Annotated in this window: 10 protein-coding genes; 3 read left to right on the top strand and 7 right to left on the bottom strand. The window is 68.3% G+C overall.

The window, feature by feature from the left end; genetic code table 11:
• On the top strand, positions 1 to 3257 hold a 3257-nt coding region (locus tag ACIQ6S_RS11285; protein WP_397608455.1), incomplete at its 5' end, for an efflux RND transporter permease subunit.
• Positions 3254 to 6355, top strand: coding sequence for an efflux RND transporter permease subunit (locus ACIQ6S_RS11280; protein ID WP_397608454.1), 3102 nt, complete (start codon positions 3254 to 3256; stop codon positions 6353 to 6355). The genes ACIQ6S_RS11285 and ACIQ6S_RS11280, both read left to right, overlap by 4 nt.
• A 36-nt stretch (positions 6356 to 6391) precedes the next feature.
• On the opposite strand, the gene ACIQ6S_RS11275 is transcribed toward ACIQ6S_RS11280, so the two are convergent.
• The 7 genes from ACIQ6S_RS11275 to ykgO all read right to left on the bottom strand — a co-directional run bounded on the left by ACIQ6S_RS11275 (position 6392) and on the right by ykgO (position 12731).
• Positions 6392 to 7663: a glutamate-5-semialdehyde dehydrogenase gene (locus tag ACIQ6S_RS11275; RefSeq protein WP_297866330.1), complete on the bottom strand. Its 1272-nt coding sequence runs from the start codon at positions 7661 to 7663 to the stop codon at positions 6392 to 6394.
• Positions 7660 to 8775 carry a glutamate 5-kinase gene (gene proB, locus ACIQ6S_RS11270; RefSeq protein WP_397608453.1) on the bottom strand — a complete coding sequence of 372 codons (1116 nt, stop codon included), beginning with the start codon at positions 8773 to 8775 and terminating at the stop codon, positions 7660 to 7662. The genes ACIQ6S_RS11275 and proB overlap by 4 nt, the downstream gene beginning before the upstream one ends.
• A 114-nt stretch (positions 8776 to 8889) precedes the next feature.
• Positions 8890 to 10101: a TraB/GumN family protein gene (locus tag ACIQ6S_RS11265; RefSeq protein ID WP_397608452.1), complete on the bottom strand. Its 1212-nt coding sequence runs from the start codon at positions 10099 to 10101 to the stop codon at positions 8890 to 8892.
• A gap of 20 nt (positions 10102 to 10121) precedes the next feature.
• Positions 10122 to 11006, bottom strand: a complete 885-nt coding sequence (locus ACIQ6S_RS11260; protein ID WP_397608451.1) for a carbon-nitrogen hydrolase — start codon at positions 11004 to 11006, stop codon at positions 10122 to 10124.
• A 32-nt stretch (positions 11007 to 11038) separates the two neighbouring features.
• Positions 11039 to 12064, bottom strand: a complete 1026-nt coding sequence (locus ACIQ6S_RS11255) for an agmatine/peptidylarginine deiminase (RefSeq protein WP_397608450.1) — start codon at positions 12062 to 12064, stop codon at positions 11039 to 11041.
• Positions 12065 to 12160: 96 nt separating this feature from the next.
• Entirely contained in the window at positions 12161 to 12490 is a 330-nt protein-coding gene (locus ACIQ6S_RS11250; RefSeq protein WP_397608449.1) for a hypothetical protein, read from the bottom strand.
• A 115-nt stretch (positions 12491 to 12605) separates the two neighbouring features.
• Complete coding sequence (gene ykgO / locus ACIQ6S_RS11245; protein ID WP_029213509.1) at positions 12606 to 12731, bottom strand: type B 50S ribosomal protein L36; 126 nt, start codon at positions 12729 to 12731, stop codon at positions 12606 to 12608.
• A 706-nt stretch (positions 12732 to 13437) separates the two neighbouring features.
• Between ykgO and ACIQ6S_RS11240 the strand changes: the two genes are divergently transcribed.
• The gene (locus tag ACIQ6S_RS11240) at positions 13438 to 15789 is read left to right on the top strand and encodes a choice-of-anchor X domain-containing protein (protein ID WP_397608448.1); all 2352 of its coding nucleotides are present in this window, start codon (positions 13438 to 13440) and stop codon (positions 15787 to 15789) included.
• The last annotated feature ends 63 nt before the right edge of the window (positions 15790 to 15852 follow it).

Genomic DNA, 15852 nt, shown 5'->3' with positions numbered 1-15852 from the left:
AGCAGGCCGTGGGCGTGGTCAAAAACCTGCGCAAGCTGAAGTCCGTTTCGCGCACCGGGCAGAGCGACGTCGTGCTCGAATTCGCCTGGGGCACCGACATGGACCAGGCCAGCCTTGAGGTCCGCGACAAGCTGGAACTCCTGCAGCTGCCGCTGGAAGTGAAGCCGCCGGTGCTGCTGCGCTTCAACCCGAGCACCCAGCCGATCATGCGGCTTGCCATCGCGGCCTCCAGCGCGCAGGCCACGCCGCAGGAGCTGATGAATCTCCGCCGCTACGCCGAGGAGACGCTGAAGCGCCGCCTCGAGCCGGTGCCGGGTGTCGCCGCGGTGAAGGTGGGCGGCGGTCTCGAAGATGAAGTCCAGGTGCTGATCGACCAGAACAAGCTGGCGCAGCTGAACCTCGACATCAACGTCGTGGTGCAGCGCCTGCAGCAGGAGAACGTCAACGTCTCCGGCGGCCGCATCGAGGAAGGCTCGCAGCGCTACCTGGTGCGGACGGTGAACCAGTTCGCCAACCTGCAGCAGATGCGCGACATGCTGATCACCACGCTCAACGGCGTGCCGATCCATCTGCGCGACGTCGCCACGGTGGAGCAGGGCAACAAGGAGCGCGAGGCCATCATCCGCATCGGTTCGTCCGAGGCGGTCGAGGTTGCGCTGTACAAGGAAGGCGATGCCAACACCGTCGCGGTAGCCGACGCCATCAAGCAGGCCCTGCGTGACATGGAGCGCGAGACCGCGCCGCGCACGCCCGGTGCCGAGGGTGGGCGCCGCGGCCCGCCGCAGGTCGCCACCGTGCCGGGGCAGTACACGGTCGATGGCCTGACCATGCGCACCGTCGAGGACCAGTCGGTCTTCATCGGTTCGGCCCTTAGCGAAGTGCAGAAGGAAGCGGTGATGGGTGGCCTGTTCGCCATCCTGATCATCTTCTTCTTCCTCCGCGACGGCTGGAGCACCTTCGTCATTTCGCTGTCGCTCCCGGTGTCGATCATCGCCACCTTCTTCTTCATGGGACAGCTCGACCTCTCGCTCAACGTGATGTCGCTGGCCGGCCTCGCACTGGCGACCGGCATGGTGGTCGACGACTCGATCGTCGTGCTCGAGAACATCGCCAAGGCCCGGGAGAAAGGCCTCGGCGTGCTCGAGGCGGCCATCGTCGGTACCAAGGAAGTGGGCATGCCCGTGGTGGCGACCACCCTGACGACCGTCGCGGTGTTCCTGCCGCTGGTGTTCGTGGAGGGCGTTGCCGGCCAGCTGTTCAGGGACCAGGCGCTGACCGTCTCGATCGCGCTGCTGATCTCGATGGTGATCGCGCTGACCCTGATCCCGATGCTCAGTTCGTTGAAGGCGACGGCGCCGATGAGCTTCCCGGTGGAGAGTGAGCCGGGCTTGGTGCGCCCGCCGCGCAGCATTGCCGAGGCCGGTGAGCGCTTCGCTGCGCCCTACGCCAGCATGGTGGCGCGTCGCCCGGGCGGACTGTCGGCCCTTGCCGGAGGCGTGCTCGTGCTGCTCGCTGCGCCCTTCAAGTTGCTGTGGTGGGCCTTGACCTTCCTCACGCTGCTCGCGGTTCGCGCCGCACTGCTGGTGTGGCGCGGGTTCACCACCTTCGTCTTGCCCGGCGTCGCCAAGGTGGGTGAATTCGTCCTGCGTCCTTACGAAGCCGCTGCCGAGGCCTACCGCCATCGGATCCTCCCCGCGGCCCTGCGGAATCCCGCGCTGGTGCTCGGCTCGGCCGGTGCGGCCTTCCTGCTCTCGCTGGGCATGGCGACGACGCTGGGCACCGACCTGATCCCGCAGCTGGCCCAGGACCGCTTCGACATGACCGCGAAGCTGCCCGCCGGCACCCAGCTCCAGGACACCGACCGCCTTGTCGCGGCGGTGCAGGGCCAGTTCGACGACGACGACCGCATCAAGGCGTTGTTCGGCGTCAGCGGAACGGGCACGCGCCTCGATGCCAATCCGACCGAATCGGGCGAGAACATCGCGCGCGTCTCGATCGTGCTGGGCCAGGGCTACAGCCGCACCACGGAAGCGGCACTCACCGACGACCTGCGCGGCTTCATGGCCGGCTATCCGGATGTCGAGGTGAAGTTCAGCCGCCCGGAGCTGGTGAGCCTTTCGACGCCTCTGGAAATCGAGATCCGTGGAACCGACCTCGTCGAGCTCGAGGCGGCTGGGCGAAAGCTCACCGATCTGATGAAGGCGTCCCCGCACTTCGCCGACGTCAAGTCGACGGTGGAGCAGGGCTTCCCCGAGGTGCAGATCCGCTTCGACCAGGAACGGGCCGCCGCGCTCGGCCTGACCACGCGCCAGATCGCCGACGAAGTCGTGCGCAAGGTGCGCGGAGAAGTCGCCACCCGCTACAGCTTCCGCGACCGCAAGATCGACGTGCTGGTGCGTGCACAGGAGGCGGATCGCGCGTCGGTCGCCGAGATCCGCGACCTGATCGTCAACCCGCAGAGCGAGCGTCCGGTGCCGTTGTCGGCGGTGGCTGAAGTCGTCGAGACCATCGGGCCCGGCGAGATCAATCGCGTCGACCAGACCCGCGTGGCCATCATTTCGGCAAACCTGCGCGACATCGACCTGGGCACGGCGGTGCAGGAAGTGAACAAGCTCGTCGACGCCAATCCGTTGGGTGCCGACCTCCGCCTCGCCTTTGGCGGACAGAGCGAGGAGCTGGGACGTTCGCTGCAGTCGCTAATGTTCGCCTTCGGCCTCGCCATCTTCCTCGTCTACCTGGTGATGGCCTCGCAGTTCGAGTCGCTGCTGCACCCCTTCGTCATCCTCTTCACCATCCCGTTGGCCGTGGTCGGCGCTGTGCTCGCCCTCGTACTGTCCGGTTCTCCGGTGTCGGTGGTGGTGTTCATCGGGTTGATCTTGCTCGTCGGCATCGTGGTGAAGAACGCCATCGTGCTGGTCGACAAGGTGAACCAGCTGCGCCTCGAGGGCCTGAGCAAGGTCGACGCGCTGGTGGAGGGCTCGTACTCGCGCCTGCGCCCCATCGTCATGACGACCCTGACGACGCTGTTCGGCTTCGCGCCACTGGCCTTCTTCGGCGGCGACGGTGCCGAGGTGAAGGCGCCGATGGCGATCACGGTCATCGGCGGACTCACGGTTTCCACCCTGCTGACCCTGGTCGTCATCCCGGTGATGTACAAGCTGCTCGATCGCAGCAGTGACGAGTCCTGGAAGGCCGAGGGTGAGCGCAACAAGCAGATCGGTCTGATCGGCAAGCTGGTCGGGGAGTCGCAGTCATGAGCCTTGCGGAGATCAGCCTGCGCCGTCCGGTGTCGGCGATCATGTTCTACATCTCGCTGATGGTCTTGGGGCTGATCGCCGCCTTCAAGCTGCCGCTCGAGCAGTTCCCAGCCCTCACGGCGCCGTTCATCTACATCGAGTTGCCGTACGCCGGCGCATCACCGGAAGAAGTGGAGCGCACGATCGTTCGGCCGGCCGAGGAGGCGTTGGCGACGCTCTCCGGCGTCAAGAACATGTGGTCGAACGCCCGTGGCGATGGCGGCGGAATCTTCCTCGAGTTCGACGACTGGGCGCGCGATACCAACATCGCCGCGAGCGAGGCGCGCGACCGCATCGATGCGATTCGTACGGACCTTCCGGACGACTTCCAGCGCTACTTCGTCATGAAGTTCTCGACGACGGACGAGCCGGTGCTGCGCCTGCGCTTCACCAGCGATCGCGACTTGCGCAACGAATACGCGATGCTGGAGCGCCTGTTCAAGCGTCGCATCGAGCGCATCCCCGGGGTGGCGCGCGTCGACATCATCGGCGTGGAAGCGCCGGAGGTCGAGGTCGCGATCGACCCCGTGCGCCTCGGGGCCCACAACGTCGCGCTGAACGATCTGGCGATGCGGCTCCGCGCGGTGAACTTCTCCGTGTCGGCCGGCAGTATCGATGACGGCCTACGCCGCATCCGCGTGCAGCCGGTGGGCGAGATCCGTGATCTCGACGAGTTGCGCAACCTTGTCCTGAACGACCGGGGCCTGAAGCTTTCCGACATCGCCGACGTGGTGCTGAAGCCGCAGCGCGCCGATTTCGGCCGCCGCCTCGACGGCCGCCCGGCGGTGGGTATCGACATCCAGCGCGAGGCCGACGCCAACCTCGTGCAGATGTCGCGGGATGTGCTGCGCGAGATGGTGGAGATCGAGAAAGCGCCGGAGTTGCGCGGCATCCAGGTGCTCATCGCGGACGATCAGGCCGAATCGGTGAAGAGCTCGATCTTCGAGCTGACGGAAGCCGGCATCGTCGGCTGCCTGCTCTCGATCTTCATCCTGTTCTACTTCCTGCGCCACTGGCCGAGCACCCTGATGGTGACGCTCGCCATCCCGGTCTGCATCGTGATGACGCTGGGCATCATGTACTTCATGGGCCTGACGTTGAACATCCTCACCATGATGGGTCTGCTGCTCGGGCTCGGCATGCTGGTGGACAACGCGGTCGTGGTGGTGGAGAGCATCTACCAGTACCGCGAGAAGTATCCGAATGATCCGTATCGCTGCGCGATCGAGGGCACGCGCAGCGTGCAGCTGGCGATCAGCGCCGGCACGCTGACGAGCATCATCGTGTTCGTGCCGAACCTGTTCGGCGACGTCAACCAGATCAGCATCTTCCTCGGCCAGGTCGCGGCGACGATCACCATCTCGTTGCTGGCCTCGTGGCTGGTGGCGGTGAGCCTGATCCCGATGCTTTCGGCCAAGGTGGCCACGCCGCCGGCGCTGGGCCTGACTACGGGCTTCGTCCCGTGGCTCACCCGCCGTTACGCCGATGGCCTGCGTTGGTCGCTCGAGCATCGCGGTTGGTCGGTGTTCGGTATCGTCCTGATCATCATCCTCAGCATCGTTCCTGCCGCGACCGGGTTGATGAAGGTCGACATGTTCAAGAACGACGCCGGCCGCGAGATCGACATCTATTTCGACTGGCGCGGCTCCTACAGCCTCGACCAGATGCTCGGCGAGATGCTCAAGGTGGAGGAGGTTCTCGACGCCAAGCGCGAAGAGCTGCAGATCGAGCAGATCTACACGGTCTACAGCGAGCGGGGTTGGGGCGGCATCGACGTGACCTTGAAGTCGGAGGGCGACCTGCTTCCGACCGAGGAACTGCAGGAAGCGATTCGCAAGATCCTGCCCAAGTCCGCGCTGGCCGAGATCGGCATCGAGGGCGGCGGTGGCCCGGGTGGTGGCGGCGGCGGCGGCCAGAACGAGGGCGTCCGTGTCTCGCTGAATGGGGATTCGAACGAGGAGCTGATGCTGCTCGCCGAGCAGATCGTTCCCGTGCTTGCCCGTCGCCCGGAACTCCGCGATGTCCGTATCGATACCGGCGACGAGACCAGCGAGGTTCGCGTCAGCGTGGATCGCGATCGCGCCGCGGCCTACGGGTTCTCCGCCCAGGAAGTGGCGCAGTACATCGGCATCGCGCTTCGCGGTACGCCGCTTCGCGAGTTCCGCGGTGGCGGCGAGGAGGTGCCGGTGTGGGCGCGCTTCGCTGGCGCGGAGAAGTTCCGTGTGCAGGACCTGCAGTCGTTGCAGCTGACGCGTCCAGACGGCAGCCGCGTGCCGCTGATGTCGATGGTGAAGGTGGACATCGAGCGCGGTGCCGGGCAGATCAATCGGGAGAACCGCCGGACATCGCTCAATATCGCGGCCAACCTCGGCGACAAGCAAACCAACGAGGACGCCCGCAAGGCCATGACCGAAGTGCTCGCCAAGGTGACGTTCCCGCCTGGCTACGGCTTCAGTTTTGGTGGCGATTTCCAGCGGAATGACGAGGCCGGTACGCAGATGGCCTTCAACACGCTCATCGCCATGATCATGATCTTCATCATCATGGCTGCGCTATTCGAGTCCTTGCTGTACCCGTTGGCGATCATGAGCAGCATCGTGTTCTCGGCCTTCGGCGTGTTCTGGTTCTTCGTGATCACCAACACCACGTTCACGATCATGGCGGCGATCGGCATCCTGGTGCTGATGGGCGTGGTGGTGAACAACGGCATCGTGATGATCGAGCACATCAACAACCTGCGCCGGGAGGGCTACAGCCGCCTCGATGCACTGGTGGAGGGCAGTCGCGAACGCCTGCGGCCCATCCTGATGACGATGGGCACGACGATCCTCGGCATGATTCCGCTGACGCTCGGCGGTGCGCAGATCGGCGGCGATGGCCCGGGCTACTACCCGATGGCCCGAGCCATCGTCGGTGGCCTGATCTTCTCGACGGTCGTCAGCCTGGTCTTCCTGCCGACGATCTACGCGATCCTCGACGACGTCGGGAACTGGAGCGGTGCCGCGTTCCGTCGTGCCCGCGAGTGGGCTGGCGTGCGCGAGATCGGTACCGCCCACTGAGGGCCCGGCGCGAGCCCCGGTTCTCCCGGGGCCGCGTCAGTGGACGGGAGCGCGGGTATGCCCCGCGCCGCGCACCATCCACTTGAGGGTGGTGAGGGATTCGAGCCCCATCGGACCGTAGGCGTGCAACTTGGTCGTCGAGATGCCGATCTCGGCGCCCAGGCCCAGTTCGCCGCCATCGTTGAAGCGGGTGGATGCGTTGACCATCACCGCCGAGGCGTCGACCTCGCGCTGGAAGCGGGCCGCCAGTGCATCGTCCTGCGTGGCGATGGCCTCGGTGTGCTGAGAGCCGTGCGCGGCAATGTGCACGAGCGCCTCTTCGAAGCCGTTCACGACCTTCACTGCGATGACGAGTTCGAGGTATTCGGCGTCCCAGTCGTCGGGCGTCGCGGCCTCGGCCGAAGGCAGCAGCGGGACGGCGCGCGGGCAGGCGCGCAGCGTGACACCGCGAGCGCGAAGCGCCTCGCCAACGCGTGGCAGGAAAGCGCCTGCCACGCTGGCGTCGACCAGCAGCGTCTCCAAGGCATTGCATGCGGAAGGACGCGCGCACTTGCCGTCGATGGCGAGGTGGAGCGCGGCGTCGAGGTCGGCGCTGGCTTCGACGTACAGGTGGCAAACGCCCTTGTAGTGGCGGATGACCGGCACGCGGCTGACCTCGGCGACATGCCGGATCAAGCCTTCGCCGCCGCGCGGGATCACCAGCGCGAGGCAGTCGTCATGCTTCAACAGTTCGGCGATGGCGGCGCGTTCGAACACCGGCACCAGCACCGCCGCATCGACCGGCAGGCCGACGGCCTGCAAGCCGGCCTGTACGGCCTCGATGAGCGCGGCATTGCTGTGCGCCGCCTCCCGGCCGCCGCGCAGCACGCAGGCGTTTCCGGACTTGAGGCAGAGCACTGCGGCATCGACGGTCACGTTCGGGCGCGATTCGTAGATCATCGCAATGGCACCGAGCGGTGCGCGCATCCGCCCGATCTCGAGGCCATCGGCGCGCGGCGCCTGCCATTCGATCCCGCCCAGTGGATCGGGCAGCGCGTTCACGGCGCGCACGGCGGCGACCAGTGCGGCGAAGCGTGCGGGGTCGAGCCGAAGGCGATCCTGCATCGCGGTCGACAGGCCCGCCGCGCCGGCCGCCTCGAGATCCTTCGCATTGGCTGCGAGCACGCTGGCCTCCCGAGCCTCGAGGGCGAGCGCGATAGCGTCGAGCGCCGCAGTGCGGGTGGCGGCGTCGCTCGCGGCGAGGCGGCGCGCAGCGGCGCGCGAGGCTTCCGCACAGCGGCGGATGAGTCGGGTTTCGTCGGGGGTCACAGCAGCACCAGGTCGTCGCGGTGGATCACGGTCTCGGGGCCTTCGTAGCCGAGCAGGGCCGGCAACTCAGCGCTCGGTTTGCCCAGCACGCGCCGCAATTCGGAGGCATCGTATTGCGCGATGCCCTTGGCGAAGGGCCGCGCGTCGCCCTCCACCCGCACTTCGACGGCATCGCCGGCACGGAACGCGCCCTCGACCCCGCGGACGCCGGCCGGAAGCAGGGACGCGCCGCGCTCCTTCAGTGCGCGTAGTGCCCCGGCATCGACATGCAGTTGGCCTTGGCTCGCCAGTGCGTGGCGCATCCAATGCTCCTTGGCGCTGGCCGGTGTCGCCGTGGGCTCGAAGAGGGTGCCCGGGCACTCGTCGCGGCCGAGGGCTTCGAGCGCCTCCGCCTTCCCGCCGTGCGCAATGACGGTCGGGATGCCGCGAGCCGTCGCCTTCGCGGCGGCTTCCAGCTTGGTGCGCATGCCGCCCGTACCGACCGCTGAGCCGGCGCCGCCGGCGAGCGCGAACACCGCGTCGTCAATGGCGGCCACGCGCGCGATGCGCATCGCAGTCGGCACTTTGCGCGGATCGGCGTCGTACAGACCGTCGATGTCGGAAAGGATCACCAGCAGGTCGGCTTCGACCAGCACCGCCACGTGGGCGGCGAGGTTGTCGTTGTCGCCGAGGCGGAGCTCGTCGACGGCCACCGAATCGTTCTCGTTGATGATCGGCAGCACGCCAGCGCGCAGCAGCTCGCGCAGCGTGTTCTTGGCATTGACGAAGCGGCGGCGGTTCTGCAGGTCGTCGAAAGCCAGCAGTACCTGTGCGCACGGCACGTCGAGCAGGCGGGCCCAGGCGTCGAACATGCGCGGCTGTCCGAGCGCCGCGAGCGCCTGCTTCGCGGGGAGCGCGGGCGCATCCAGCGAGCCCAGCAGTGCGCGCCCGGCGGCGACGGCGCCGGAGGAGACGAGCACGACCTCGCGATCATCGGCGCGGGCTTCGGCGATGAAGCGCGCGATCGACAGCAGGTGCCGCGTGGAAAGCCGCTGCCCGCCGGGCGCGATCAAGTTGCTGCCGACCTTGAGGACGGCGCGTTTCCAGCGGGGCAGGGCGACGGGCTCGGACACCAGCGGCACTCGAAGGGCGGGCTCCCGAGTGGAGCGCAGCGCCGTCGAGCCGTCAAATCACTTCCGGTGTCGAACTCATGCGCCGTGGCGCGGACACGCGTGCGCGCGGTCCGCTCAGAGCAGCGTGGCGATCATGCCGGCGCCTGCCGCCCAAATGGCCAAGGCGGTGCCCACCGAGGTGAGGAAGAAGTTCAGCAGCGTGCGTGCCACGCGGTTCTTCCACCAGCCGCGCAAGGTCCGCGTGTCGTCGCGCAGGGCGAGGAAGTCGGCGTAATCCGGCTTGCGCACCCAGGCCTCGACCAGCGCGCTGACCGTGCCCGAGGCCAGCGCCGGGTGCAGGGGCGTGATCGGCGAGGCCAGCGCGGCGGCGAGGATGCTCAAGGGATGCCCGCCAGCCGCGAGGCAGCCCAGCGCGCCGCCCGCGGCGGTGATCGCCGCCCACTGCAGCAGCACCATGCCGCCGGTTTCGATGCCGCCCTGGTGCCAGCCCCAGGCGAAGCCGCCCAGCAGCAGGCCGACGAGGACAATGGTGAACCACGGCAGGCCCTCGTCCTTGGGCAGGCCTTCGAGTTCGGCGATCTGCGCGGCGGGTGCGGCGGTGCCGGTTTCAAGGGCGGCCGTCAGGCCGGCCAGATGGCCCGCACCGACCACGGCAAGCACGTGCTTGCCGGGATGTGCCGCGCCGGCCTCGCGCAGCTTGGCGGCCATGTAGCGGTCGCGTTCGGCGATGACCGCTTCGAAGAGCTCGGGGCTCTGCCCGGCGAACTCGGCGAAGCTCGCTTCCAGCACGTCGCCCTGCTTGAGCTTCTCGATGGCGTCGTCTTCGACCTTCTCGTCGACGATCAGGCTGGTGAACAGCCCGGCACCCAGCATCGAGCGCTTCCAGAAGCCGAGCCGGCCCCAGGCGCGCTTGAAGGTGAGCCCGATGTCGCGATCGATCAGCACCATCGGCAAGCCCCGCGCGGTGGCGCCGACGGCGGCGGCTTTCAGCTCTGCTCCGGGCTCGACGCCCAACTGCTCCGAGAGGCGGCGCTGGTAGGCGGCGAGGGCGAGGTTCGCGGCCAGCAGCCCGGCCTTGCCGGACTTGATGGCCTGCACGAGGTCGAGCTTGGCCAGCGCGTTCGGATCGGTCAGCGCCCGATGGCGCGCGGGATCAAGCTCGACGGCGATGACATCGAAGGCGCCGCTGGCCAGCGCGGTCTCGACGGCGGCCACGCTCTCCTTCGAGACATGCGCGGTGCCGAGCAGGGTGTAGCGGACGCCGTCGCGGTCGACGCGGGCGAGCGGCTGGTCGGCCAGCGCGGCCGGCAGGGTCGTGTCGTTCAATGCAGGCTCGTTCGCGCCGTTCAATCGCGGAAACGCTTGGTCAGGTCGCCGTAGGCGTCGATGCGGCGGTCGCGCAGGAAGGGCCAGATGCGCCGCACGGCTTCACCGCGGGCGAGGTCGACCTCGCAGAACAGCACTTCAGCGGCGTCGCGCGAGGCCTCGGCGAGGACTTCGCCCTGCGGCCCGAACACCGCGCTGGAGCCCCAGAACTGGATGCCGGGGCCGCCGATGGGGGAGGCCTCGAAGCCGGTGCGGTTGCAGGTGAGCACGGGCAGGCCGTTGGCCACCGCGTGGCCGCGGTGCGAGAGGATCCAGGCCATGCGCTGGCGCTCCTTCTCGGCGTCTGTGTCGCGCGGGTCCCAGCCGATGGCGGTCGGGTAGAGCAGCAGGTCGGCGCCGGCCAGCGCCATCAGGCGCGCGGCTTCCGGATACCACTGGTCCCAGCAGACGAGCACGCCGAGGCGGCCCACTGAGGTGTCGATCGGGGTGAAGCCGAGGTCACCGGGCGTGAAGTAGAACTTCTCGTTGAAGCCCGGGTCGTCGGGGATGTGCATCTTCCGGTACTTGCCGCGGAAGCTGCCGTCGGCGTCGAACACCACGGCGGTGTTGTGCGCGAGGCCGGGCGCGCGGCGCTCGAACAGCGAGGCCACCAGCACCACGCCGTGCTGCTTCGCCAGCCGCGACAGGCGTTCGGTGCTCGGGCCGGGAATGGCTTCCGCCCGATCGAACTCGTCGGTGTCCTGGTGCTGGCAGAAGTACGGGCCGTTGTGCAGTTCCTGCAGCAGCACGAGCTTCGCGCCGCTGGCGGCGGCTTCGGCCACGCGCTGCTCGATGCGCGCAAGGTTGGGTTCGGCGTCGCCCTGGTTGAACTCCTGGACGAGGGCGACTTTCAGAATGCGGCTCATGGGGTCACTCGGGGTGGGTTCGCGCGCGGCGCTCAGGCCAGCAGGCCGGCGGGCAGCTGCATGGTGATGCAGTGCAGGCTGCCGTTCTGCCAGATCAGCGGGCGGCAGGGCACGGGCACGATGGCGTGGTTCGGGAAAGCGTTGCCGAGCATCACGGCGGCGGCGGCGTCCATTTTGTCGCCGTAGGCCGGCATCAGCACCGCGCCGTTGATGATCAGGAAGTTCGCGTAACTCGCCGCGAGGCGGCGGCCCTCGTCGATGATCGGGCGCGCCCAGGGCAGCGGGTACAGGCGATACGGCTTGTTGTCGGCCGTGCGCAGCGCGGACAGCTCGGCGCCCATGGCCTGCAGTCCGGCGTAGTGCGAATCGGCCGGGTCGTCGCAGCTCTGGTAGGTGATGCTGTCGCGCGCGGCGAAGCGGGCGAGGGTGTCGATATGCGCGTCGGTGTCGTCGCCTTCGAGCGCGCCATGGTCCAGCCACAGCACGCGCTGCTGCTGGAGCGCGTTCTCGAGCTGCCAGCTGATTTCCTGGCGCGTTAGCCCGGGGTGGCGCTCGTGCAGGCAGTGCCAGGTGGTGAGCAGGGTGCCTTCGCCGTCGGTCTCGATGCCGCCGCCCTCGAGTGCGAAATCGATGCGCTGGTGCTTCGCGTCCTTGAACAGGCCCGCCGCGACGAGCTGCGCGATCAGCGCATCGTCCTGCGCGGCGCCGTACTTGCCGCCCCAGCCGGTGAAGCGGAAATCGAGCAGGCGGAAACCGTCACCGTCGCGGAGGGTGATTGGGCCGGAGTCGCGCAGCCAGGTGTCGTCGTAGGCGGCGTGGACGAAGCGCACGCGCGCGAGATCGGCACCACCCGCCGTCAGCAGGGCACGCGCATGGGCTTCGAGCGCGGCATCGGCCACCACGATGACCAGACGCTGGAAGCGCGTGATGGCCGCACCGAGCGCGACATAGGTGGTTTCGACTTCGGCGAGCCGCTCGGCCCAGTCGGTGCCGGCGTGCGGCCAGGCGATCAGGACGGCGTCCTGGGGTTCCCATTCGGCGGGGAAGCGAAGGCTCATCGGTCTCTCGGGATCGAAACGAGGCGCGCATTGTCGCGCGCAGGCATGAAAAAAGGCGCGGCCCGGGGCCGCGCCTTGGGTCGACGGCCTACGGGCTCAGCCGCGGTTCGCGGGGGCCGGCCCCTGCTCCTGCGGCGCCGCCTTGTTGAGCACGGTGTCGACGACGCGCTCGCGCTCGAAGTAGACGGTGAAGTCCGAATACACCCAACGATGGATCACCGGCCAGGCGGCGCTCTGGCCACCACGCGGTTCGAGCTTCTGCTGCGGGGCGCCGAACTTGGCTTCCACTTCGGCCATGCTCTGGCCGCGAGCGGGCAGGTTGGCGGCTTCGCTGGCCTGGGCGCGCTCGATGAGCAGGCGGTCGGCCTGGGCGGGGGCGGCGAAGGCCAGCGCAAGGCCGGCGGCGACGAGGGTGGAACGCAGCATGGCGGGTCTCCGGGACGATCGGATGGGGGCGACGCCGGATTGTGGCATCGCGATGCCCGAAAACAACAACGCCGGCACAGGGCCGGCGTCGCAGGGCATCAGGGCCGGGCGCGAATCAGCGCTGGCGGGCCTTGAAGCGGGGGTTCGACTTGCAGATCACGAAGACCTTGCCACGGCGGCGCACGACCTTGCAGTCGCGGTGACGGGACTTCGCGGACTTCAGGGACGAGAGAACTTTCATGCGACACCTGTGGGCGAGTAAAGGGAAACAGCGGTTACATCATCGGAAGCCCGCGAGTATGGGGCACAACTCGCTTCCGGATCAAGCGCTTGGCGCATTCCGTTCAGTGAGGGCCCCGGCCTTCGGGTGGCCATGGGCATGCTGGGAAGTTGGTGGCAGGCGGAGGCCGCGCCGGCGCCCGCCGCCGGTCATTCCGCGCACGCCGGCCATTTGCCAGCGCTTTTTGCTCGTCGCTTAACGCATTCCTTCCCCCGGACGTGAACGCCCGGTAATTACGGGCTTTGACAATTTGTGACGTGGCCCGGCGGTTTGAGTGGTGCCGGGGCGATTTTGAACCGGTGTCAGCGAAAGTGTGGCCGATTGCCCGGTTTGCATCTGTTTGCATCCGGAGAGTGCGCCTCACCTGAGGTCGCCACGCACTTGCGAGTGCGGGGACGGATCGGAGGGACGCCATCCAGAGCGATGGTGCCGGCACCGGATCGAGGTGCACGGAAGGGCCAGGACGGCCGGGTCGGCTCGCTGCGGCGAGGACCACTTCCGGTTCCCGACGATCAATACGGAGCGCGTTGCCCTAGCAACGATCGTCGCTTCGTAGCCAGAACCCCCTGTTTGGCGGCGGAGCCCGCCGAACCCAATGCAAGCGCCCCTGGCTGCGTCGCAACGGCCGGCTCGGGGATTCGCACGCCTGAATTTTGGAGACGCCCTCATGAATCCTGCCTCGACTCTTCGCCGCCTGCCCTTGGCTGCCGCCCTGTTGGCGCTGCCGGTCCTCGCCCAGGCGCAAAGCCTCACGGCCACCGGTGCCGCGTCCCCCGCCACCAACCTCAACCCGGGCGACTGGGTGATGATCACCGTCAACACGACCCCGGCCGCCAACCCGACCAGCACCGGGATCACGGTGAAGGCCGACTTGAGCGGCTTCCTGCGCAGCACGGCGCAGGACCTGAACGACGCCGGCCAGTACGGCGATGCCGTCGCCGGCGACGGCGTGTTCACCTACCGCGAGAACATCGCCGGCGCCGCGACGCTGGGCACCAAGACGATTGTCGCCACCGTTCGCGATGCGCAGGGACGCAGCACCACGGCCACCTTCAATGCCACGCTGGGCGCCGCCAGCACTGGCGGCGGCACGACCACCCAGCCGGCCGCGACCGTGTCGCTGTCGGCCGTGGGTTCCGCCTCGCCGACGTCGGTCGCGCCGGGCGGCACCACGCTGGTCACCGCGCGCGTCACCGCGGCCACCAATCCGACCAGCACGAGCATCGGCGTCACTGCCAACCTCTCGGCGCTGGGCGGCAGCAAGAGCCAGCGCCTGCGCGACAACGGCATCAACGGTGACGCCGTTGCCGGCGACGGCGTTTACAGCTTCCGCCAGACCGTCGGGAGCAGCATCGCCACCGGCAGCAAGTCGGTGCGCTTCGCGGTGAACGATGGCCAGGGCCGTTCGGCCTCCGCCTCCGTCAGTCTGACGGTCGCCGCCGCCGAGCCGAGCGCCGCGCCGTTCGGTGCCGCCTCGGCCAGCCCGAGCAGCCTGCTCGCTGGCGAAGCCAGCGTGCTGGCGGTGCGTGTCACGGCGGGCACCGGTCCGGCCAGCACCGGCCTGACGGTGACCAGCGACCTCTCGAGCCTCGGCCTCGGCGCGGCACAGGCCTTCAACGACGCCGGGCAGAACGGCGACGCCGTGGCCGGCGATGGCACGTACAGCTTCCGCGCGACGGTGCCGGGCGCGGCTTCCGCGGGCGCCCGCACGCTCTCGGCACGCATCGCCGATGCCCAGGGCCGCAGCAGCACCGCCGGCTACACGCTTACGGTGAACGCCGCGCCTGCGCAGACCGAGCCGCCGGTGGCATCGGTTGGTGCGCCCCAGGCCTGTGCGAACTTCTACACCGCCGGATTCGCGCTGCCGCAGGGCCAGGTTGTCTCGACGGTGCCGGCGGTCGGCAAGCCGGTGAAGGGCACCTCGTACCGCGATCCGGTGCACGGCACCTGCGGCATCCGCGTGACCGACCACGCCAACGAGGCGCCGTCGGGCATGGCGCGTCAAGACTACTCGCGTCGCCAGGCCTTCAACGCCGACAACAGTTACCTGCTGGTGCAAGCGACGAATGGTTTCTGGCATCTCTACAACGCCAACACGATGGCCTTCATCCGCACGTTGAGCGGCCCGGCCGGCGACGCCGAGATCCAGTGGCACCCGACCAATCCGAAGACGCTGTACTACTTCGACACCAACGGCGGCATGACGCTGCGCCAACTCAACGTTGACACCAACACCTCGACGAGCGCCGCGAGCTTCGCCGGCAAGCTGCCCTGGGCTGATGCCGCCCGCGTGTGGACGAAGTCCGAGGGTTCGCCCTCGGCGGACGGCCGCTACTGGTGCCTGATGGCCGAGACCAGCAGCTTCGCGATCCGTGGCGTCATCGTGTACGACCTGCAGACGCAGACGGTGGTGGGTTCGCGTTCGCTGAGCGCTCGCCCCGACCACACGGGCATGTCGGCCTCGGGCCGCTGGTGCGTGGTTTCGCACCTCGCGGGCAGCGGTGGCACGGTGGCCTGGGATCGCGGATTTACGACGTCGCGCCAGCTGCACACCACCTCGGAGCACTCGGACCTCGCACTGAACGCCGCCGGCCAGGACGTGTATGTCGCCGTCGACTACCAGGCGAACGCCGGTGACTTCTTCATGTTCAACATCGACACCAACACCCGCACCAACCTGTTCCCGACCTACCTCTCGGGCACGGCGACGGCCTATCACGTCTCGGGCCAGGCCTTCGCCAAGCCGGGCTGGGTGCTGGTGTCGACCTACGGTTCGTCGGGTGCCAACCAGTGGCTGCACAACAAGCTGTTCGCGGTGGAGCTGCGCTCGGGTGGCCGCATCCTCAACATCGGTCATCACCAGAGCCGACTGAGCGGTTACTGGACCGAGCCGCAGGCGACGGTGAGCCGCGACTTCACCCGCGTGATCTGGGCCTCGAACTTCGGTACGACCTCGAGCACCGACATCGACGCCTACATGATGTACCTGCCGCCGAGCCTGATTCCGGCCGCGCAGTAATCCAGCGACATCCAAGGATGGGGGGTGGCGGCGGCGTGGAAACACGCCGCCGTTTTCTTTTTC

It is taken from the genome of Silanimonas sp. (genome assembly GCF_044377035.1).
Classification (GTDB): domain Bacteria; phylum Pseudomonadota; class Gammaproteobacteria; order Xanthomonadales; family Xanthomonadaceae; genus Silanimonas.
This window is presented reverse-complemented; position numbering and strand designations above follow the sequence as displayed.